Source organism: Pseudomonas sp. LBUM1671 (genome assembly GCF_059695685.1).
On sequence record NZ_CP166782.1, the window covers coordinates 2875412 to 2895884 of the forward strand.

Consider the following 20473-nt stretch of genomic DNA (forward strand, 5'->3'; position numbering starts at 1 on the left):
AGCAGACGCAAATCGGCTGACGCATTCTTCCTGACCGACCGCGTTTGCCTATTTGGGACGGTTTCGCCGTCCAGCGGGAGCAAGCTCCCTCGCCACAAGTTCGCAACTTGAGGCTTTGCGACGATCAAACAAGCGTTTCATCGGTTTGATGGCCATTTGATTACTTTTGTCAGTGCGTTCTTTTGTGCAATCAGTACAATCGCCCGTTTTGCCCTCCCGAGAACGGAAGCAGTACGGGAGGGCGATCGCGAGATAGTCACATGCTCATCGGTAGCTATTCCCCCACGCTGGTAATCATTTCGCTCTGCGTAGCGATCCTCGCCTCTTATACCGCGCTCGACCTGACCGAGCGCATCGCGACCGCCAAAGGCCGCGCCGTGTTTCTATGGACGGCGGGCGGCGCCTTTGCCATGGGCGTTGGCGTGTGGTCGATGCACTTTATCGGCATGCTCGCGTTCACATTGCCCATCGACCTGGGTTACGACTTCACCCTCACGGCACTCTCGCTGTTGACCGCGATCCTGTCCTGCGGCTTTGCCCTGTGGCTGGTCAGCCAGCCCCGGCTGCCGTCCTGGCAACTGGGGTTCGGCGCGTTGCTCATGGGCGCCGGGATCAGCGCCATGCATTACACCGGCATGGCCGCCATGCACATGCAGCCGGGCATCGATTACGACCCGACGCTGTTTGGTGCGTCACTGCTCATCGCCGTTGGCGCCTCCGGTGCGGCGTTATGGATCGCCTTCCGCCTGCGTCAGCACACGCCATACGTAGGCCTGCTTCGCGCCGGTGCGGCGGTGATCATGGGCCTCGCCATCGTCGGCATGCACTACACGGCCATGGCCGCGGCGCGCTTCCCGGACGGCAGTTTCTGTGGCGCCGCCATCAGCGGCTTGAACGGCAAGGGCCTGGACAACCTGGTGCTGATCACCACGCTCGCGGTGTTGAGCATCGCCTTGCTGACTTCGGTACTCGATGCGCGTCTTGAGGCTCGCACCGCCGATCTGGCGCGCTCGCTGACGGAAGCCAACCGCGAACTGACCCAACTGGCCCTGCACGACACCCTCACCGGTTTGCCCAATCGCATGTTGCTGGCCGACCGCATCGAGCAGGCCATGTCCAAGGTCCAGGAGCAGGGCGGTTGTTTTGCGCTGATGTTCATAGACCTCGACGGCTTCAAACCGGTCAACGATGCCTTCGGCCACCACATGGGCGATCAGTTGTTGCGCGAAGTTGGTTTGCGTTTGCGCGAGGACATGCGCAGTCAGGACACTTTGGCGCGCATCGGCGGCGATGAATTCGTCCTGCTGGTGCGCCTCAGCGAGCCAAACGACGCGCTGAACGTGGCAGCGCGGCAGGTCGGGCTGATCGGTAGTGCGTTCCGGGTCGCCGAACACGACCTGCAGATTTCCGCCAGCCTCGGCATCGCGTTGTACCCGGGCAACGGCCAGACCGCCCAGGAATTGCTGATGAACGCCGACGCGGCGATGTACCACGCCAAGGGCGCCGGGAAAAACGGCTACAGCTTCTTCGACGCGTCGATGAACAGCAACGCGCGCAAACAGCTGCAATTGCTGCAGGATTTGCGCAATGCCCTCGAACAGCAGCAGTTCAGCCTCTATTACCAGCCCAAGTTCGACGCCGGCAATGGTCGCCCGGTAGGCGCCGAAGCGCTGCTGCGTTGGGAGCATCCGACCCAGGGCATGCTGCTGCCGGACAAGTTCATCGATCTGGCGGAAAGGACCGGGCTGATCATTCCCATTGGTGAATGGGTGCTGAACGAAGCCTGCCGCCAGATGCGCGAGTGGTACGTGCTCGGCTATACCGACTGGCGCATTGCGGTGAACCTCTCTGCGTTGCAGTTCTGCCATGCGGGTCTGGTCAAGAGCGTCTCCAAAGCCTTGGCCACGCATAAGCTGCCGGCCAATAGCCTGACCCTGGAAATCACTGAAACCACCGCCATGAGTGATGCCGATGCGAGCATGACGGTGCTCCAGGAACTCTCGGAAATGGGCGTCGACCTGTCCATCGACGACTTCGGCACCGGTTATTCGAGCTTGATGTACCTTAAGCGACTGCCGGCCAACGAACTGAAGATCGACCGCGGTTTCGTCCGCGATCTGGAACACGACAGTGACGACGCCGCCATCGTCTCGGCCATCGTCGCCCTCGGCCAGGCGTTGGGCTTGCGCATCGTCGCCGAGGGCGTGGAGACCGGCGTCCAGCAAGACTTCCTGACCAAACTCGGTTGCGATTCGTTGCAGGGCTACCTGCTCGGACACCCGCTGCCGGCGGATCGCTTCATGGCCGACATTGTTCGCGGGGAACGATTGGCGACGGCTTGAATACCGTTGTGATTGATGTGAGTCCATGCAAATCCGTGCAATGGCGGGTATTCTTGGCCCCGACTGCTTACGCGTGAAGGGGGAAAGTCAGCATGGACAAAGTCATTGTCATCACCGGCGGAGGCCGTGGTATCGGCGCGGCAACCGCGCTGCTGGCCGCTGAGCTTGGCTATCGGATCTGTATCAACTATCAATCCGACGAATCGGCCGCGCATGGCGTATTGGCGCAAGTCCGCGCTTTGGGCGCTCAAGCCATCGCGGTGCGCGCCGACGTCAGCATCGAAGACGAAGTGATCAGTCTGTTCCACCGGGTGGACACCGAACTGGGTCGAGTTACCGCGCTGGTGAACAACGCCGGCACCGTCGGGCACAAGTCCCGAGTCGACGAAATGTCCGAATTCCGCATTCTCAAAACCCTCAAGACCAACGTCCTGGCACCGATCCTCTGCGCCAAGCACGCGGTCATGCGCATGTCGCCCAAACATGGCGGGCAGGGCGGCAGCATCGTCAACGTGTCCTCAGTGGCTTCGCGTTTGGGCTCGCCTAATGAGTATGTGGATTACGCCGCGTCGAAAGGCGCGCTGGACAGCTTCACCATCGGTCTGTCCAAGGAAGTGGCGGGCGAGGGGATTCGCGTCAATGCGGTGCGACCGGGGTTTATCTACACCGATTTCCATGCGTTGAGCGGTGATCCGGATCGGGTCAGCAAGCTGGAGTCGGCGATCCCGATGGCTCGCGGGGGGCGGCCGGATGAAGTGGCGGAGGCGATTATCTGGTTGCTGTCGGACAAGGCGTCGTATGCGACCGGGACTTTTGTTGATCTGGGGGGCGGGCGTTAAACCCAAAGATTCTTTTTGCCGGATCTGACCTCATCGCGAGCAGGCTCGCTCCCACAGGGGGTTAGTGTTGTTCACAAATACTGTGTTCACATCAATCCACTGTGGGAGCGAGCCTGCTCGCGATGACGGTAGCCCAAACGACATCAAACCCTCAGAACGACCGCACTATCCGCCCCAACGTCTCCATCGCCTTCTCCGACTCCTCGGTCCACGGGCTCCCATAATTCAGCCGAATACAATTCCTGAACCGCTGCGTCGGTGAAAAGATCGGCCCCGGCGCGATGCTGATGCCTTGCGCCAGTGCCATCTGAAACAACTTCAGCGAATCCATCTGCGGCGGCAGTTCCAGCCACAGGAAATAGCCGCCGGCCGGTTGGCTGACGCGCGTCTGTGCCGGGAAGTAGCGGGCGATGGCGGCGAGCATGGCGCTTTGCTGTTCTTCCAGGGCGTAGCGCAGTTTGCGCAGGTGTCGGTCGTAGCCGCCGTGTTGCAGGTAGTCGGCGATGGCGGCTTGGGCCGGCATCGAGGCGCACAGCGAGGTCATGAGTTTAAGGCGCTCGATCTTCTGCGCGTAACGCCCAGCGGCAACCCAGCCGATGCGGTAGCCGGGGGCCAGGCTCTTGGCGAAGGAACCGCAATGCATCACCAGCCCTTCGGTATCAAACGCCTTGGCCGGTTTCGGCGCCTGCTGGCCGTAATAGAGTTCGGCGTAGACGTCATCTTCGATCAGGGGCACCTGATGGCTGCGCAACAACTCGACCAGCTCCTGCTTCTTCGCCTCGGGCATGGTGGCGCCCATCGGGTTCTGGAAACTGGTCATGCACCAGCAGGCCTTGATCGGGTGGCGTTCCAGGGTTTGCGCGAGTACGCCCAGGTCGATACCGTCACGCGGGTGCACCGGGATTTCGACGGCTTTCAGTTTAAGCCGCTCCAGGATTTGCAGGCAGGCATAGAACGCCGGCGCTTCAATGGCCACCAGGTCGCCGGGTTCGGTGACCGCTTGCAGGCACAGGTTCAGGGCTTCCAGCGCGCCGTTGGTGATCAGCAGTTCTTCCATCGGCAGCATCAGCCCGCCGACCATGTAGCGCAGGGCAATCTGGCGTCGCAATTGCGGGTTGCCCGGTGACATGTCGGTGACGACCATGCGCGGGTCCATGTCCCGGGCGGCGCTGGCCAGGGAACGGGACAGGCGCTGTAACGGGAACAGCGTCGGGCTGGGGAAGGCCGAGCCAAAGGGGACGGTGGTTGGGTCCTTGATCGAGTCGAGGACCGAGAACACCAGTTCGCTGACGTCGACTTCGGTGGATTCGTTGACCTGGCTGCTGATCACCGGCTCCGAGAACGGGCTCGGCGCGTGCGCGTTGACGAAGTAGCCGGAACGCGGCCGGGCGCGGATCAGGCCCCGGCGTTCAAGCAGGTAATAGGCCTGGAACACGGTGGACGGGCTGACCCCATACGTCTGGCTGGCATAGCGCACCGACGGCACGCGCTGACCGGGGCCGAGGACGCCGGAGCGGATCAGTTCAGCGATGTCGTCGGCGAATTTTTCGTAGCGTTTCATCGAGTGCCTGGTGTGAAGTAATTCAATGGGTACGCTGTTGTGGCGAGGGAGCTTGCTCCCGTTGGGGTGCGAAGCGCCCCCAGAATTTACGACTGCTACGCAGCCGAACGGGGCAAGCCCCCTCGCCACAGGGCACCGCAGTCTAAGGGATCAACGGTTCATCGGCGCAACAAACCGGCTTTTGGCCACGCTATAAATGTCCGGTTCGTCGCTGTCGGCAATCTTGAAATTGATCGTCTGCGAGCTGCTGCTTGGCCGTTCGGTGGTCATGGCCACCGACACCGGCACATCGACAATCTCACCCGGCGCCAGGCTCAGCTCGGTCTTGCCTTGCAGGACGAAGCCTTCGCCGTCCACCAGGCTCAGCCGGTAATCCTGACGCAGCTGGGTCTTGTTGATGACCTTCAAACTGTAGATGTTTTCGATCTGCCCCTGACTGTTCTCGCGGAACAGGCCACGGTCCTTGCTCACGTCCAGCGACACCATCGGCCGTTCGACCAGCGCGAGGGCGAGGGCACCGATCATCACCAGCAGCACCGCCGTGTAACCGATCAGCCGCGGCCGCAGCAGATGAGTCTTGCCACCTTGCAACTCATGCTCCGAGGTATAGCTGATCAAGCCACGGGCGTAGCCCATTTTGTCCATGATCGAATCGCAGGCGTCGATACACGCCGCGCAGCCGATGCATTCCATCTGCAAACCGTCACGAATGTCGATCCCGGTCGGGCAGACCTGCACGCACAGTTGGCAATCGATGCAATCCCCCAGGCCCACCTCGGCCGGTTTCACTTCACGTTTGCGCGGGCCACGGTTTTCACCGCGGGCGACGTCGTAGGAAATGGTCAGGGTGTCCTTGTCGAACATCACGCTCTGGAACCGCGCATACGGGCACATGTGCATGCACACCGCTTCACGCAGCCACCCGGCGTTGATGTAAGTCGCACCGGTAAAAAACAGCACCCAAAACAGACTGACACCGCCCATTTGCAGGGTCAGCATCTCTTCAGCCAGGGGCCGGATCGGGGTGAAGTAGCCGACAAAGGTCAGCCCGGTGAGCAGGCTGATGGCCAGCCACAGCGTGTGCTTGGCCGAGCGGCGGACCAGTTTGTTCAAGCCCCATGGCGCGGCTTGCAGCTTGATGCGCTGGTTGCGTTCGCCTTCAGTGATCTTCTCGCACCACATAAAGATCCAGGTCCAGGAACTCTGCGGGCAGGTGTAACCGCACCAGACGCGACCGGCGAACACGGTGATCGCGAACAGGCCGAACGCAGCAATGATCAACAGCGCTGAGAGCAGGATGAAATCCTGGGGCCAGAAGGTCGCGCCGAAGATGTGGAATTTGCTCTCGGAAAGGTCCCAGAGCACCGCCTGACGGTCGCCCCAGTTCAGCCACACGGTGCCGAAAAACAGCAAAAACAGAAATCCTGCGCCGCTCAGGCGCAAAGTGCGGAACAGGCCGGTGAAGCTGCGGGTGTGGATCAGGTTGTCGCTGGACTTGGCCTTCATCTTTGGACGCGAAGGCTCAAAGCTCTGTACTAAAGGGACGCTTTCTACGGTTCGGACGGGGATTCTTTCGCTCATGGTCTTTCGCTCATCAGCCTCCATCAGGCATGAGCACTATGACCAGCGATCTGTTTGCATAACAGACTCAGGTATTGCAATAAAAAGCGGATCAGATGGACTTTGATCCGCTGCCTGCGACAACTTGATGCACCCCGTCACAGCGGGACGCAGACGCCTATAACAGGCGCCTGCGGGCGTTGTTGATCCGCATCAGTCAAATCACCGAATCACTGTCGGTGGCTTTCAAATGCTTACGACCGTCCACTGCGCCTGCTACGGTCAATGCGTCGGCTTCTGCTTCGGTGATGTAGATGCGCTGGCCGTTGAGCTCAACCGCCGACATGGCTTTTTCCGAGTCGGTGATGATCGTGACATCGGGGCACAGGCGAATTTCTTCGCCGTTCTCGGTAACGAAAAAGCAGGTCTGGTTTTCGATGCGCACAGTCATGGAGGTGTCCTTTTTTTAGCGGGTTCTAAACTGTTAGGGCGCATCCGACGGACATCGTTCTGTGCAACTGATTAATGGTCGGCGCGGTCCATCCTCCCATAATGATCAATCACAAGGATTGCACCATGAACGCCTGGTGGCATGAGGTTTGGGTAACGCTGCAAGCGGAGTTCGCCGACATCGGCGATGCGTCACAACTGACGCGTATCACCGTGAGATTGCTGATGGCTGCGATTCTTGGCGGCATTCTCGGCTTCGAGCGCGAGCAAAAGGGCAAGGCTGCCGGGGTTCGTACTCACATGCTGGTGGCGCTGGGCGCGGCACTGTTTGTCCTGGTGCCACAGATGTCCGGCTCCCAGGCCGATGCCATGAGCCGGGTGGTGCAAGGGGTGATCGCCGGGATCGGCTTCCTTGGCGCCGGCACCATCCTGAAAAACCAGGAAGGCGATGAAGGCCACGTCAAAGGCCTGACGACCGCCGCCGGGTTGTGGATGACCGCCGCCATCGGCGTCTCGGCCGGGTTGGGTCGAGAGGCGACGGCGGTCTTGAGTACGATACTGGCGTTGGCGATTTTCAGCGTGATGCCGAAGATCGTGCAACTGCTCGACAGGGATAAAGACGAGCAGGAGCGGCCGTAGTCATCACTCGGGCACAACGATCACCGGCGGCATCGTGTCCGGTGGATCTTCTCTGGGCGGTGGCGTGGTGCCGGGCGGCTCTTGCTCGGGCACCGGTTCCGGTTCGGTCGGCGGAATGGTCGGGGTGTCTATGTTCGGATCAGGCGTCTCGGCCGGGATAGGAATACTCATCGTTGAAGCCTCCAGTGGCACATGGCGTAAGTCGTGCTTAAGTGAGTTGACCGTCGCGCGAGGGATTTGATTCCCCGGCAAATGGGCGTGAACTTTTCCCCGCGCTTGTCGCTCGGAACCTAAGTGAGTTCATTTCGGGACCGACGGTTCTGCGTGAACGACGAACAGACACAAGAGCGTCCATGGGGCGTTAAGGAGAGATGCTCGATGACTGCTGAAAAACCGACTGAGTTGAACTACAACCCTCATATGCCGCTGTCGCAGGCGCTACTGCTGCCGCGCATCGCCATTGAAAACATCATGCCGACCCTCGATGGCGGGCAGTTCGCTGCCAAGGCCGTGGTGGGCCAGGACGTGGTAGTCACCGGCAAAGTGTTCGCCGACGGCCACGACAAACTGGCCGTGCGCATCCGCTGGCGTGCCGATGGTGACGAGGCGTGGCAGAGCGAGGCCATGGCCGAGCTCGGCAATAACGGCTGGCAGGGCCAGTTCCGGGTTGAGGATCAGGGCCGGTACGTCTTTTGTATCGAAGCCTGGATCGATCAGTACGCGAGCTTTCTGTATGAGATCGAGAAGAAACACATCGCCGGCGTGCCCATCAGCCTGGAGTTGCAGGAAGGGCGCAATCAGGTACAGCAAGCGGCCGGGCGAGCAGAAGGGCCACTGAGCGAAGCACTGGCGGCGTTGCACCATGAGCTGTCCGGCCTGCTCGAAGCCGAGCAGGTCGCCCTGTTTCTGCACCAACGCAGTGCTGACCTGATGGCCCAGGCCGATCACCGCGCTTATCTGAGCCTCAGTCCTGAATTTCCGCTGGACGTCGAACGGGAACTGGCCCAGTTCGCCAGTTGGTATGAGCTGTTTCCGCGCTCGATCACCGACGATCCGGCCCGCCACGGCACGTTCAACGACGTGCACTCGCGACTGGCGATGATCCAGGACATGGGTTTCGACGTGCTGTATTTCCCGCCGATCCACCCGATCGGACGCAGCTACCGCAAAGGCCCGAACAATTCATTGACCGCTGGCCCCGACGACCCGGGCAGCCCGTATGCCATCGGCAGCGAAGAGGGCGGGCACGAGGCGATTCACTCCGAACTCGGCACACGCGAAGATTTTCGCCGATTGGTGGCAGCCGCGGCCGATCACGGACTGGAAATTGCCCTCGATTTCGCCATCCAGTGTTCCCAGGATCACCCGTGGCTCAAGCAGCACCCGGGCTGGTTCAACTGGCGCCCGGACGGCACGATCAAATACGCCGAGAACCCGCCGAAAAAATACCAGGACATCGTCAACGTCGATTTCTATGCCAGCGATGCGATTCCGAGTTTGTGGGTCGAGTTGCGCGACGTCGTCGTCGGTTGGGTTGAAGAGGGCGTGAAGATCTTTCGCGTCGACAACCCTCACACCAAGCCGCTGCCGTTCTGGCAATGGCTGATCGCCGATGTGCGGGCGTTGTACCCCGAGGTGATTTTCCTCGCGGAAGCCTTTACCACGCCAGCGATGATGGCGCGGCTGGGCAAGGTCGGTTACTCCCAGAGCTACACCTACTTCACCTGGCGTAATACCAAAACCGAACTGGCGACCTATTTCACCGAGCTTAACGAGTCGCCGTGGCGCGAATGCTACCGGCCGAATTTCTTCGTCAATACGCCGGACATCAACCCCGCATTCCTCCATGAGTCCGGACGCGCCGGTTTTCTGATCCGCGCCGCGTTGGCCACCATGGGCTCCGGATTGTGGGGCATGTATTCGGGCTTCGAACTCTGTGAAGCCGCGCCGGTGCCGGGGAAGGAGGAATACCTCAATTCCGAGAAGTACGAGATCCGTCCGCGGGACTTCAACGCGCCGGGCAACATCATTGCCGAAATCGCCCAGCTCAACCGCATCCGCCGGCAGAATCCGGCGCTGCACACGCACCTGGGTTTAACGGTCTACAACGCCTGGAATGACAACATTCTGTATTTCGGCAAGCGCAGTGCGGATGGCAGCAACTTCATTCTGGTGGCGGTCAGCCTCGATCCGCATAACGTCCAGGAAGCGAACTTCGAGTTGCCGCTGTGGGAAATGGGCTTGCCCGACGACGCCAGCACCCAGGGCGAAGACTTGATGAGCGGCCATCGCTGGGCCTGGCACGGCAAGTACCAGTTCATGCGGATCGACCCGGCGCATCAACCGTTTGGTATCTGGCGAATCACCACTTCCTGACAGCGGTGAGAGGGGGCTTTTGTGGCGAGGGGATTTATCCCCGTTGGGCTGCGAAGCAGCCCCTAATCCGCCCAAACACCGCATCAGCCAGATCAAAATTATGCGACTGCTTCGCAGCCGAACGGGGACAAGTCCCCTCGCCACAAAGCCCTATACCCAAGCGACTGGCTCGGTGGTGGCTATTTCGAATTCAACAGGAGTTTCAAATGGCGAAGAAACCCAAGGCAGCCACCTTTATCAAGGACCCGCTCTGGTACAAGGATGCGGTGATCTACCAGGTACATGTTAAGTCTTTTTTCGACTCCAACAATGACGGGATCGGCGACTTTCCCGGCCTTATCGCCAAGCTCGATTACATTGCCGACCTCGGCGTCAACACCATCTGGCTCTTGCCGTTCTACCCGTCGCCACGGCGCGACGATGGCTACGACATTGCCGAGTACCGCGGCGTGCACCCCGACTACGGCACCATGGCCGACGCCAAGCGTTTCATCTCCGAGGCCCATAAACGTGGCCTGCGGGTGATTACCGAGTTGGTCATCAACCACACCTCCGACCAGCACGCCTGGTTCCAGCGTGCGCGTAAAGCCAAACCCGGTTCGGCGGCGCGGGACTTCTACGTCTGGTCCGATGACGACCACAAATACGACGGCACCCGCATCATCTTTCTCGACACCGAGAAGTCCAACTGGACCTGGGATCCGGTCGCCGGCCAATACTTCTGGCACCGCTTCTATTCGCACCAGCCGGACCTGAACTTCGACAACCCGCAAGTCATGAAAGCGGTGCTGTCGGTGATGCGCTACTGGCTCGACATGGGCATCGACGGCCTGCGGTTGGACGCGATTCCGTACCTGATCGAGCGCGACGGCACCAACAACGAAAACCTGCCCGAGACCCACGACGTCCTCAAGCAGATCCGTGCCGAAATCGACGCCAATTACCCGGATCGCATGCTGCTGGCCGAGGCCAATCAATGGCCGGAAGACACCCAGCTGTACTTCGGTGACACCGACAAAAAAGGCCTTAACGGCGACGAATGCCACATGGCCTTCCACTTTCCGTTGATGCCACGCATGTACATGGCGCTGGCCCAGGAGGATCGCTTCCCGATCACCGACATCCTGCGCCAGACCCCGGAGATTCCGGCCAACTGTCAGTGGGCGATTTTCCTGCGCAACCACGATGAGTTGACCCTGGAAATGGTTACCGACAAGGAACGCGATTACCTGTGGAATTACTACGCGGCCGACCGAAGGGCGCGGATCAACCTTGGTATCCGTCGCCGCCTCGCACCGTTGATGGAGCGGGATCGTCGTCGCGTGGAACTGCTCAACAGTCTGCTGCTGTCGATGCCGGGTACGCCGACGATGTATTACGGCGATGAAATCGGCATGGGCGACAACATCTACCTCGGCGACCGTGACGGTGTGCGCACGCCCATGCAGTGGTCGATCGACCGTAACGGCGGCTTCTCCCGCGCCGACCCGGCGAGCCTGGTGCTGCCACCGATCATGGACCCGCAATACGGTTACCTGTCGGTCAACGTCGAGACCCAGGCAGGCGACCCACACTCACTGCTGAACTGGACCCGACGCATGCTCGCCGTGCGCAAGCAGTCCAAGGCCTTTGGTCGCGGCACGCTGAAAATGCTCTCGCCGAGCAATCGACGGATTCTGGCCTACACCCGTGAATACACCGGGCCGGATGGAAAATACGAAACCATCCTGTGTGTTGCCAACGTCTCGCGCAGTGCGCAAGCGGCGGAGCTCGACCTGTCGGCCTACGTCGGCATGGTGCCGGTGGAGATGCTCGGCGGTAACGCCTTCCCGCCGATCGGCCAGTTGAATTTCCTCCTGACCCTGGCGCCTTACGGCTTTTATTGGTTCGGACTCGCTGCGGAGAATCAAATGCCGAGCTGGCACGTAGAACCGGCGCAAAGCCTGCCGGACTTCACCACATTGGTGTTGAAAAAACGCATGGAAGAACTGCTCGAAGCGCCGTCACGCGGCACGCTGGAGCAGGGCATCCTGCCGAACTGGCTGCAAAACCGTCGCTGGTTCGCCGGCAAGGACGCGGCCATCGAGAAGGTCAACCTGGCCTATGGCGTGCGCTTCGGCGACGCGCAGCATCCGGTGCTGCTGAGTGAAATCGAAGTCACCAGCGGCGGCCAGACCAGCCGTTACCAGCTGCCGTTCGGCTTCATTGCCGATGATCAGGTCGGGCCGGCACTGCCGCAGCAATTGGCGCTGTCTCGAGTGCGACGTGGCCCTCAGGTGGGGTTGATCACCGATGCGTTCAGCCTGGAAAACTTTATCCGCGCGGTGTTGCAAGGCATGCAGGAAAGCACCGTATTGCCTTCGGACGGCGGCGAGATTCGTTTCGAACCGACTGCCGAACTGGCCAAGCTGGGCCTGAACGCAGAATCGGAAGTGCGCTACCTGTCCGCCGAGCAGTCCAACAGCTCGGTGGTGATCGGCAACAGCCTGGTGCTGAAGCTGATCCGCAAGGTCGCCTCGGGCGTGCACCCGGAACTGGAAATGAGCGCCTACCTGACCAACGCCGGTTTCAGCAACATCTCGCCGCTGCTGGGCTCGGTGGTTCGCCGCGATGCCCAGGGCGAAGACAATCTGCTGATGATCGCACAAGGCTATTTGAGCAATCAGGGCGATGCCTGGGAATGGACCCAGAACAACCTCGAACGGGCACTGCGCGACGAACTGGCCGACGCCATGTCCGAGCAAGAGCAACACTACAACGCCTTGGGTGAACTGAAAGACTTCGCCGGCATGCTCGGCCAGCGGCTGGGGGAAATGCACCAGGTGCTGGCGGCCCCGACCGATGACCCGGACTTCGCGCCGCAGGTCACCACGCAGAAAGACGCCCTGGCTTCGGCCAAGGACGTCGCGGCTCAGCTGGAACACTCGCTGAAGTTGCTCAAGCAACATCAAAGCGAACTGAACCCGGCGGACAAAGCGCTGGTCACTCGTTTACTGGACAACAAAAAAGCCATCCTCAGCCATGTCCAGGACCTGGGCAAAAAAGCCGTCGGTGGTTTGCGCATTCGCGTCCACGGCGACTTGCACTTGGGGCAGGTGCTGGTGATCAAGGGCGACGCTTACCTGATCGACTTCGAGGGTGAGCCGGCTCGGCCGTTGAGCGAGCGACGCGGCAAGCACAGCCCCTATAAAGATGTCAGCGGCGTGTTGCGCTCCTTCGATTACGCCGCGGCGATGGCGATCAACGTGCACAACGTCGACAACACGGCCGAGGCCCAAGCGGCACGGCAACGGGTAGCCGACCGCTATCTGAATGAAGCAAAACAGGCATTTGTCGACGCTTATCGGCTGGCGGCAGCTAGTCTTGCTCATGCGTGGCAAGATCCGGAAGGCGAGGACGCCGCGCTGGCGTTGTTCGGGCTGGAGAAGGCGGCGTATGAGGTGGCGTATGAGGCTGAGAATCGCCCCACTTGGCTGCCGGTGCCATTGCACGGTTTGTATGGATTATTGAGTGGGCTTAAACCCTTTTCCGATCTTGGTGGAGAGTAGTTATGAGTTTCTCGAACAAGGAACAGGGTCACGCTAAAGAGGCGCTGCTGCCCAGATCGCGGGATATCGACGCGCTGGTTCGCGCCGAACATCAGGACCCTTTTGCAATTCTCGGCCCCCACGGCGATGACGCCGGTGGGCAATTCATTCGGGCTTATCTGCCGGACGCACTGAGCGTTCAGGTACTGGCCAGGGACTCCGGGGAAGAACTCGGCAACCTCGAAGCCACCCAGACCCCGGGCCTGTTTGTCGGTCACTTCGACAGAGCGCAGCCGTATCTGCTGCGCACCCGTTGGGCCGGCGGCGAACAGGTTTCCGAAGACCCTTACAGCTTCGGCCCGCTGCTCGGCGAGATGGACTTGTACCTGTTCGCCGAAGGCAATCACCGTGACCTCAGCGCCTGCCTCGGCGCGCAATTGAAGAACGTCGACGGTGTCGACGGCGTGCGTTTCGCCGTGTGGGCGCCAAATGCCAAACGGGTGTCGGTGGTCGGTGACTTCAACAATTGGGACGGTCGTCGGCACCCGATGCGCCTGCGCCATCCCACCGGGGTCTGGGAAGTCTTCATTCCGCGCCTGCAGGCGGGGGAAACCTACAAATACGAAATCCTCGGCGCCCACGGCATTCTGCCGCTCAAGGCTGACCCGATGGCCCTGGCGACCTCGCTGCCGCCGGATACGGCGTCAAAAGTCGCTGCACCCTTGAACATCGATTGGCAGGACCAGGCGTGGATGCAATCCCGTGGCGAGCGGCATCTGCCGAGCGCGCCGCTGTCGATCTACGAATTGCACGCCGGCTCGTGGCAATGCGAGCTGGACGATCTGGGTGAAGTGGCACGCCAGTACACCTGGCACGAATTGGGCGAGCGGCTGATTCCTTATGTGAAGGAACTGGGCTTCACTCACATCGAACTGATGCCGATCATGGAGCACCCATTCGGCGGTTCCTGGGGTTATCAGCTGCTGTCGCAATTCGCCCCGAGTGCCCGCTATGGTTCGCCGGAAGATTTCGCGGCTTTCGTCAACGCCTGTCACCAGGCTGATATCGGCGTGATCCTCGACTGGGTGCCGGCGCATTTCCCGACCGATACCCACGGTCTGGCGCAGTTCGATGGCACCGCGCTGTACGAATACGGCAATCCGCAGGAAGGTTTTCATCAGGATTGGGACACGCTGATCTACAACTTGGGCCGCACCGAAGTGCATGGCTACATGCTCGCTTCGGCACTGCACTGGCTCAAGCATTTCCACGTCGATGGCCTGCGGGTCGATGCCGTGGCGTCGATGCTCTATCGCGATTACTCGCGCAAGGCCGGGGAGTGGGTGCCGAACCGTCACGGTGGGCGCGAGAACCTCGAAGCCATCGACTTCCTGCGTCACCTCAACGACGTGGTCAACCTGGAAGCGCCGGGTGCCTTGGTGATCGCCGAGGAATCCACCGCATGGCCGGGTGTCAGCCAAAGCACCCAACAGGGTGGACTGGGTTTTGACTACAAATGGAACATGGGCTGGATGCACGATTCGCTGCATTACATCCAGCAGGATCCGGTGTACCGCGGCCATCACCACAACGAACTGAGTTTTGGCCTGGTGTATGCCTGGTCCGAGCGTTTCATCCTGCCGATCTCCCACGATGAAGTGGTGCATGGCAAGCACTCATTGATCGACAAGATGCCCGGTGACCGCTGGCAGAAATTTGCCAATCTGCGGGCCTATCTGAGCTTCATGTGGGCGCATCCCGGCAAGAAGCTGCTGTTCATGGGTTGCGAATTCGGCCAGTGGCGCGAGTGGAACCACGATCAGCAACTGGATTGGTACCTGCTGCAATACTCGGAACACAAGGGGGTGCAGAAACTTGTCGGCGACCTCAACCGGCTGTACCGCGAAGAGCCGGCGATGCATGACCAGGACGACGCGCCGCAGGGCTTCCAGTGGTTGATCGGCGACGATGCGATCAACAGCGTTTATGCGTTCTTGCGCTGGAGCAAGGAAGGGCGGCCGGTGCTGGTGGTGGCGAACTTCACGCCGGTGCCGCGCCAGGCCTATCGCATCGGCGTACCGTTCGCCGGGCGCTGGGGCGAGATGATCAACAGCGATGCGACGATGTATGCCGGGTCCAACTATGGCAACAGCGGCGGAGCCTTTACCGAAGAAGAGCCGAGCCATGGTCAGGCGCTTTCGCTGGTGTTGAATCTGCCGCCGCTGGCGGTGTTGATCTTGCGGCCTGAGGGTTGATCTAAAACCGAGTTGCTCCCATCGCGGGCAAGCCCGCTCCCACAGGTCATGCGTTGTCCTTGTGGGAGCGGGCTTGCCCGCGATGGCGTCAGCTCAAACAATACTTATCTTGAAGCCTGCCGCTCACCACCGCATCCGCACACCCAGGCTCCCAATCAACCCATTCAAATCGTTGTCATCCACATCACTGCTGTAATCGGCGCTGACGTAAAAACTCACCGCAGGCGTGACTCTGGCCACCAGCCCCAAGCCCACTTCGACCGTCGATGAATTGCGACTGCTGCTGATCTTCTCGACCTGATCGAGGTTCACGGTATTGCCGGTGTACACGGTGTGCCACAAGTTGGTCCGCACATAGGGTTCGACGCCCAGTCCGTTGATGTCGTAACTCCCTTTCAACCGGGCACCGACCCGGCCGCTCCAGGACGTCAGGTCGCTGGACGACGCATTGCTTGAACCGGCATAAGGCGTATCCAGGGTGATGCGTTGATTGATCAACTGCGCTTGCGGTTCAACCACCCAGTTTTCGCTTACGCCAATCGGAAAACCGCCTTCTACCGACAACGTGACCGCGCTGCCTTCGGTCGCCATCCGCGCGCCCTGGTCGTTACGGCTGTAGCCGTTGACCCGCCCGCCACTGGCCGACAAATCCACGTGCCAGCCTTGTGGCCCGGTCAGGCTCCAGTAGGCGCCGAGGCTCTGGCCTTGCAGGTTGAGGGTGTCGTTTGCCGGGTCGGCGAGTGCACGACTGGTCAACAGGCCGTTGCTGTTGCCTTGTAACTGGGTCATCCCGCCGATCAGACCGACCCGCTGGGTATGGCCGCTACCGCTCTGCAGGGTCAGGATCGCCGGGCCTTTGAATTCGGTGCTGCCCGGGATTGAATAACCCTGGGTCATGACATCGGTCTGTGCCTGGCGCGATGCCTGTCCGTAAAGCTGATCCCAGGCCGAAGGCGCGGCATCTTCGATGGTCAGGCGTGAACTTCGTGTATCGGAGGCGGCGCTGAAGTGGCCGGGGTAGGGGGCGGTGACAGTGATCGTGGGCAAGGTCATTGCCGGAACATCCTGGCGATACCAGGGGGCGGTTTCTTCCTCTGCGGGCCCTGCTTGCACCTCCATGGAAGAACACAGCAGCAGTGAACTTGAGACAGTGCAAAAAGTGACTTTGATCTCTTGTTGGGTGAATGAAGTTTTCATGGGGGTCTACCTTGCAATCGCATGCCGTATCTCGCTCTGGCGTCTCTCCTACCCCGAATGAGGGGCGACCGAATGGATTGAGGCAAGCCGCTGGCCGCCCGATTTCGCGGGTGTCTGGAGGTTTGCCCCTGGTGGATTTCCGGGGGTAGTAACGTGAAGCTAAGAAGACCCTTGACAAGGCGTCAAGAAAATGGCCGATAAGTGGTAGTGTTATTTTAGTGCTCGCAAGTGACTGATTTTTACCGCGCATCTAAGTTCTTGTTTGTTCGAAAAATCGTCAAAAACCCCGCGTGCCAGAGCCTTTGGATAGTGGGCTATCGGTCTGCCGGGGTGAGGTAGAGTGCAAGGTTGTACCGCTGATCCGGTGTCTCGATTCTGTCAGTAATGCAGCGCTGAGATGAACGCAAGGTGACCGGCGTCTTCACGCCGGTTTGTCTGTCTGGCGAACAGGGTGGGCCGCGACTAGGCTGAATATTCAGCCATGAAATTCGGCGGCACCCCGGTGCAAGGACAGGAGCGGAACCCATGAAAACCCAACCCAGTGTTTTCTGCCTGATGGTCACCCTGGCCCTTGCTCCGGGGGCTCGCGCCGAAGAAGCACCCCCGGCGGACACTGCCCCGACGATCAACCCTCAGGTGGTCGACAAGTTGATTGATATGGGCGACTACCTGCGCAGCCTGTCGAAGTTTCAGGTAGACGCCGAAGTGTCCCGGGATACCGTTCTGGAGACCGGTCAGAAGATCAAGTCCGAGGCGGCCACGACCTTGAAAGTGCTTGGGCATGATCGAATGTACGCCAGGACAGAAGGCGATATTCGAACGCGGGAATTTTTCTACAACGGCAAGAAACTGACCCAGTACTCACCGTACCTCAAGTACTACACCACGGTGGATGCTCCGCCCAAGGTGGCCGAAGCCCTGCACATGATCGAAGACCATTACGGTATTCAGATTCCCATGGAAGACCTGTTTCTGTTTGGCAGCGATCAGGCACAGATCGATGCCCTGAAAGAAGCCCTGTACGTTGGGCCGTCGACGATCAATGGTCAGCTCTGTGATCACTTGGCCTTTCGGCAGGAGGGCGTCGACTGGCAACTGTGGATCACCCGGTCCGAGAAACCGCTGCCGTGCAAACTGGTGATCACCACCACCGACGAGAAGAGCTTTCCGGAATACAGCGCGGTGTATCGCTGGAACCTCAAGCCTGGCCTTCAGGAGTCGATGTTCACCTTCAAACCGGCCAAGGGCGACGTGGCGATTCCGTTGAAGAAAGCCGTTGAGCAGGGAGGGGAATGACATGAACCGGACAATGTCGTGGAGCCTGTTGTTATCGCTCGCCGCTGCCACCATGCTGACCGTCGGCCTGATCGCCGAAGCGGATGCCCGACCGCGAGGCCAGGGGCAGGCAAGGGCCTCGGTCAATCGAGCGCCGGCACCCAATGCCCAGCGGGCGCAGCGGATGAATACCTCGCAACGGGCGACCAATGTGAATGCGGCCAATCGGGTGAACTCAGGCAACCGGGTCAATGCCGGGAACAACGTCGGCAACCGCACCAACATCAACAACAGCACCCGTAACGTCAACATCAACAACAATCGCGATGTCGACATTGATGTCGACGGGCGTGGCCGCTATGGCTACGACAATCACTACCACCCGATCGCCGCGGCGGCGGCCGTGACCGCGACGGTCGCGGTGACAGCGGCCGTGGTCGGCTCGATCTTTACGCCTGCGCAAATGCCCACGAGTTGCGTGGAGGTCATGCAGTACAACACGTTGTACATGCAGTGTGGTTCGACCTGGTATCAACCGCAGTATCAGGGCAGCAATGTGACCTACGTCGTGGTCAACGCGCCTTGATGCGCTGACCACTTAGAGGTGCACTTCGACTGCCAACGGCAAGTGATCCGACAGGTGCGTCCAGGGTTTGTTGCCGAGGATTCGCGGGTTGTGGCTGCTGGCGTTGCGCAGGTAGATCCGGTCCAGGCGCAGCAGCGGAAAGCGCGCCGGGTAGGTTTTTGCGGGTCGGCCATTGTGGCGCTCGAACGCTTCGTGCAGGTAATCGCGACGGGCGAGGGCGGCGTTGCCTTGTAGCTGCCAGTCGTTGAAGTCGCCGGCGATGATCACCGGCGCATCGTCGGGCAGGGATTCGAGCAGCAGGCAGAGCAGCTGGAGCTGCAACTGGCGATGACTTTCCAGCAGGCTCAGATGCACGCAGATTGCGTGGACTTCAGCGTGCCCCGGTACATCGAGGATGCAGTGCAACAACCCGCGCCGTTCGGGGCCGGTGATCGAGACGTCAAGGTTGCGGTGTTCGCGAATCGGGTATTTCGACAGCAGCGCGTTGCCGTGATGGCCGTTGGGATATACGGCGTTGCGACCGTAGGCGAAATCGCTCCACATGCTGTCGGCCAGGAACTCGTATTGCGAGGTCTGCGGCCAATCGTTGTAACGTGAAGAGTGCCGATCGTGCTCACCGACCACTTCCTGCAGGAACACCAGATCGGCCGACGTACTGCGCACCGCTTCGCGCAGTTCCGGAAGGATGAAACGCCGGTTGAGGGCGGTAAACCCCTTGTGCGTGTTGACCGTCAGCACCCTCAAGCGATGAATCGCCGGGGGCGAGTCCAAGGGCACTGATTCGACGGCTCGCTGCTCGGCATCGCTGGTCACGTTCACTCCTCTGAATCTGGGCTGCTTAGTCATGCGACTGATTCAGCGGCGGGCAGTTCAGAGTGATTCGTCGCCAGCAGCCTGTTCACAAGAATGTAGCAGCTGTCGAGCTTGCGCTGTGGCGAGGGGATTTATCCCCGTTGGGCTGCGAAGCGGCCCCCAGCATTCCGGCATTCACACCGCACTTGCAGGATTCACGACTGTTCCACAGCCGAACGGGGATAAATCCCCTCGCCACGGTGGCTCGACAGCTGCTACAGAGAGCGTGTTCGGTCAGACGAAGACGACTTCATAGGGCAGGCGCATCCGTTCCAGGATCACCCTGGGCAGTAGCGGTGCGATGCCGATGGCCGGTTCGCCGTCGAGCTGGCTGGCGTAGGCGTGGGTGGCGTGGCTTTTGCGCGCGACGGTCCAGGTGTCGAGGCGGATTTTGCGGGCACGATGCCAGGGAAACAGTCCTTGATCCCGGGTGGGCCAATGCCAGGCCCAGACCGGCAGTTCGTTGATCGTCGCGCCGACCATGCTCGCTGCATTGGCGCTGGCGCGGCCGACGGCGTCATGATCCGAGGTGCCGTCTTCGCGCCAGGTGCTGAACACCACGTCACCGGGGCGCAAATAACGGGCGATGAATTGCGTCAGTTGGGTTTCACGCTCGGCCAGGGCGTTGTCGGTGAAGCCGCCGCGAATCCACTTCAGGCTGTGCATCGGCAATCCTAGCCGGCGCAAGGCTTCGACGCTTTCCTGGCCGCGAAACACACTCAGGCGCTTCTCTGACCATTGCTGCGAACCCGGATGGCTGGCGCTGCCATCGGTGATCGATATCAATTGCAAGGGATGACCGAGGGAGGAAAGAAGTTGAAGCAGGCCGCCACACATGACCACTTCATCGCCGGGATGCGGCGCGATCACCACCGCGCGGGCGCCAGCAGGGACCAGGGTCTCGGTGTTGATAACGGGGATGTTGTCCAGTTGCTGGGCGTTGTTCCAGATCTGTCCCGGCAAGCTGCTGTCGATGATGGAAACGGGTTTCATCGGGCTACGTCCTTGTTCTGT

15 protein-coding genes are annotated in these 20473 nt (G+C 60.6%); 8 read left to right on the forward strand and 7 right to left on the reverse strand.

Going from position 1 to position 20473, the window contains the following annotated elements:
* The first annotated feature begins 260 nt into the window (after positions 1–260).
* Together ACA060_RS13335 and ACA060_RS13340 are read left to right on the forward strand one after the other, a co-directional pair.
* Positions 261–2342, forward strand: coding sequence for a putative bifunctional diguanylate cyclase/phosphodiesterase (locus ACA060_RS13335; RefSeq protein WP_109630718.1), 2082 nt, complete (start codon positions 261–263; stop codon positions 2340–2342).
* A gap of 92 nt (positions 2343–2434) precedes the next feature.
* Positions 2435–3181 (forward strand): SDR family oxidoreductase, encoded by a 747-nt coding sequence (locus ACA060_RS13340; protein WP_497317799.1) that lies wholly within the window; start codon positions 2435–2437, stop codon positions 3179–3181.
* A 151-nt stretch (positions 3182–3332) separates the two neighbouring features.
* Here the strand turns inward: ACA060_RS13340 and mapR are convergent, their stop codons facing one another.
* The 3 genes from mapR to ACA060_RS13355 all read right to left on the reverse strand — a co-directional run bounded on the left by mapR (position 3333) and on the right by ACA060_RS13355 (position 6753).
* Positions 3333–4742 (reverse strand): GntR family transcriptional regulator MpaR, encoded by a 1410-nt coding sequence (mapR, locus tag ACA060_RS13345; protein ID WP_497317801.1) that lies wholly within the window; start codon positions 4740–4742, stop codon positions 3333–3335.
* A 150-nt stretch (positions 4743–4892) separates the two neighbouring features.
* The gene (gene ccoG / locus ACA060_RS13350; RefSeq protein WP_497317803.1) at positions 4893–6323 is read right to left on the reverse strand and encodes a cytochrome c oxidase accessory protein CcoG; all 1431 of its coding nucleotides are present in this window, start codon (positions 6321–6323) and stop codon (positions 4893–4895) included.
* 196 nt (positions 6324–6519) lie between these two features.
* A complete protein-coding gene (locus ACA060_RS13355) occupies positions 6520–6753 on the reverse strand; it encodes a DUF3203 family protein (protein WP_497317805.1) in 234 nt (77 codons plus the stop codon).
* 125 nt (positions 6754–6878) lie between these two features.
* Here ACA060_RS13355 and ACA060_RS13360 point away from each other — a divergent pair, with 125 nt between their 5' ends.
* Positions 6879–7391 carry an MgtC/SapB family protein gene (locus ACA060_RS13360; protein WP_109630733.1) on the forward strand — a complete coding sequence of 171 codons (513 nt, stop codon included), beginning with the start codon at positions 6879–6881 and terminating at the stop codon, positions 7389–7391.
* 3 nt (positions 7392–7394) lie between these two features.
* On the opposite strand, the gene ACA060_RS13365 is transcribed toward ACA060_RS13360, so the two are convergent.
* Positions 7395–7562: a hypothetical protein gene (locus ACA060_RS13365; protein ID WP_497317807.1), complete on the reverse strand. Its 168-nt coding sequence runs from the start codon at positions 7560–7562 to the stop codon at positions 7395–7397.
* 207 nt (positions 7563–7769) lie between these two features.
* On the opposite strand from ACA060_RS13365, the gene ACA060_RS13370 reads away from it, so the two are divergent.
* The 3 genes from ACA060_RS13370 (at position 7770) to glgB (ending at position 15549) form a co-directional block, all read left to right on the forward strand.
* A complete protein-coding gene (locus tag ACA060_RS13370; RefSeq protein WP_497317809.1) occupies positions 7770–9767 on the forward strand; it encodes an alpha-1,4-glucan--maltose-1-phosphate maltosyltransferase in 1998 nt (665 codons plus the stop codon).
* Positions 9768–9973: 206 nt separating this feature from the next.
* Positions 9974–13315, forward strand: coding sequence for a maltose alpha-D-glucosyltransferase (gene treS, locus ACA060_RS13375; protein ID WP_497317811.1), 3342 nt, complete (start codon positions 9974–9976; stop codon positions 13313–13315).
* Positions 13316–13317: 2 nt separating this feature from the next.
* Positions 13318–15549: a 1,4-alpha-glucan branching protein GlgB gene (glgB, locus tag ACA060_RS13380; RefSeq protein ID WP_497317813.1), complete on the forward strand. Its 2232-nt coding sequence runs from the start codon at positions 13318–13320 to the stop codon at positions 15547–15549.
* 123 nt (positions 15550–15672) lie between these two features.
* Here glgB and ACA060_RS13385 read toward each other — a convergent pair whose 3' ends face one another.
* Complete coding sequence (locus ACA060_RS13385) at positions 15673–16746, reverse strand: autotransporter domain-containing protein (RefSeq protein ID WP_497317815.1); 1074 nt, start codon at positions 16744–16746, stop codon at positions 15673–15675.
* Between the two features lie 525 nt (positions 16747–17271).
* Here ACA060_RS13385 and ACA060_RS13390 point away from each other — a divergent pair.
* Entirely contained in the window at positions 17272–18042 is a 771-nt protein-coding gene (locus ACA060_RS13390) for a DUF2092 domain-containing protein (RefSeq protein ID WP_497317817.1), read from the forward strand.
* 1 nt (position 18043) lies between these two features.
* A complete protein-coding gene (locus ACA060_RS13395) occupies positions 18044–18607 on the forward strand; it encodes a hypothetical protein (RefSeq protein ID WP_109630749.1) in 564 nt (187 codons plus the stop codon).
* Between the two features lie 12 nt (positions 18608–18619).
* Here the strand turns inward: ACA060_RS13395 and ACA060_RS13400 are convergent, their stop codons facing one another.
* Complete coding sequence (locus ACA060_RS13400; RefSeq protein WP_497317819.1) at positions 18620–19420, reverse strand: endonuclease/exonuclease/phosphatase family protein; 801 nt, start codon at positions 19418–19420, stop codon at positions 18620–18622.
* A gap of 273 nt (positions 19421–19693) precedes the next feature.
* Complete coding sequence (locus ACA060_RS13405; RefSeq protein WP_109630755.1) at positions 19694–20452, reverse strand: PIG-L deacetylase family protein; 759 nt, start codon at positions 20450–20452, stop codon at positions 19694–19696.
* Positions 20453–20473: the final 21 nt, after the last annotated feature.